Origin of the sequence: Candidatus Protofrankia californiensis (assembly GCF_900634765.1) — a bacterium.
GTDB classification, from domain to species: Bacteria; Actinomycetota; Actinomycetes; order Frankiales; family Frankiaceae; genus Protofrankia; species Protofrankia californiensis.
In genome coordinates this window covers 18,456-20,111 of sequence record NZ_CAAAFT010000438.1, presented here as the reverse complement: position 1 = coordinate 20,111, position 1,656 = coordinate 18,456, and the positions used below count along the sequence as shown (strand labels likewise).

At 71.0% G+C, this 1,656-nt stretch carries 1 protein-coding gene and 1 pseudogene; one reads left to right on the top strand and one right to left on the bottom strand.

Features of this window, described 5'->3' with window-relative positions:
• Nucleotides 1-596: pseudogene (locus DD1DGNOD_RS22685) on the top strand (glutamine-hydrolyzing GMP synthase); the annotation flags it as partial.
• A 20-nt stretch (nt 597-616) separates the two neighbouring features.
• Here the strand turns inward: DD1DGNOD_RS22685 and DD1DGNOD_RS22680 are convergent.
• On the bottom strand, nt 617-1,656 hold a 1,040-nt coding region (locus DD1DGNOD_RS22680; RefSeq protein ID WP_241255928.1), incomplete at its 5' end, for a threonine/serine dehydratase.

The following is a 1,656-nucleotide window of genomic DNA, read 5'->3' as shown; positions in this document are numbered from 1 at the left end:
GGTCCCGGATCGAGTTCCTGGTGCAGGGCACGCTGTACCCGGATGTCATCGAGTCGGGTTCGCCGACCGCGGCAAAGATCAAGTCGCATCACAACGTCGGTGGGCTCCCCGATGATCTGCAGTTCTCCCTGGTGGAGCCGCTGCGCACCTTGTTCAAGGATGAGGTGCGCCGGCTGGGTGAGGAACTCGGGCTGCCAGAGGAGATCGTCTGGCGGCAGCCGTTTCCGGGGCCCGGCCTCGCTGTCCGGATCATCGGTGAGGTCACCCCGCAGCGGCTGGAGACGTTGCGGGCCGCGGATGCGATCGTGCGCGAGGAGATCCGCCGGGCCGGCCTGGACCGCGAGATCTGGCAGGTGTTCGCGGTGCTGCTGGCGGACGTCCGTTCGGTGGGAGTCCAGGGAGATGAACGTACCTATGGACACCCGATCGTGCTGCGAGCGGTCACCAGTGAGGACGCGATGACCGCCGACTGGGCCCGGCTGCCCTACGACCTGCTGGAACGCATCTCGGGCCGGGTGGTCAACGAGGTGGAGCAGGTCAACCGGGTGGTGTACGACATCACCTCCAAGCCTCCCGGCACCATCGAGTGGGAGTAGCGGCGTTACCCGGCGGGATGTTATGCGGCGGGGATGCGCAGGGGCCCGGCGGCGAGGCTGCGGACGCGGTGGGCGGTGACGGGGTCGATGTTGCCGCCGGAGAGGACCACCACGGTCGGGCCCTGCGCGAGGTCCGGGTGGCGTAGCAGTGCCGCCGTACCGGCGGCTCCGGCGGGCTCGACCGTCTGACCGTCGGCGCGCAGCAGCCCCGCCATCGCCTCCCACAGCGCGTCCTCGTCGACCGTGACCACGTCGTCCAGCAGGCTGGTGGCAAGCGCCAGGGTCAGACTTCCCGGGGTCTTCACGGCCATGCCGTCGGCAATGGTCGCCGCCGGGACGCGGATCGGCCGTCCCGCGCGCCATGACAGGGCGAAGGCGGGAGCGCCCGCGGCCTGGACACCGATCACCCGCACGTCGCTGCGTCGTTGCCTGATCGCCGCCGCTATCCCGCTGATCAGGCCACCACCGCCGATACCCACCAGGACGGTCCGCAGGCCGGGGACCTGCTCGGTGACCTCGAGCCCGATCGTGCCCTGCCCGGCGATCACGGTCGGATCGTCGAAGGGATGCACCAGCAGCCCGCCGTGCTCGAGCGCGGCGGCCTCGGCCGCCAGCAGAGCGGCGTCGACCCCGCCGTGCACATGCTCGACCCGCGCGCCGAGGCGGCGGGTGCGCGCGACCTTGACCGGGCTCGCGCCGGTCGGAACGAAGATCGTAGCCGGGACGCCGAAGTGGGCCGCCGCGTACGCGACGCCCTGGGCGTGGTTTCCGGCACTGGCAGCGACCACGCCCCGCGCCCGCACGGTGGGGTCGGCAAGAGCGATGCGGGCGAATGCGCCGCGTAGCTTGAACGAGGCGGTGCGCTGTTCGTTCTCGCATTTCAACCACACCGGTGCGCCGGTCAGCCGGGACAGGTGGGCGCTGGGCACGACCCGGGTCCGCCGGACAACCGGTGCGAGGACGGCCGCGGCCCCGGCGACGTCGATCGTGGTGACGTCGATTGCCATGCTGTCGATCGTCGTGCCCTTGGTGGTGCCCTTGGTGGTGCCCTTGGTTGTCG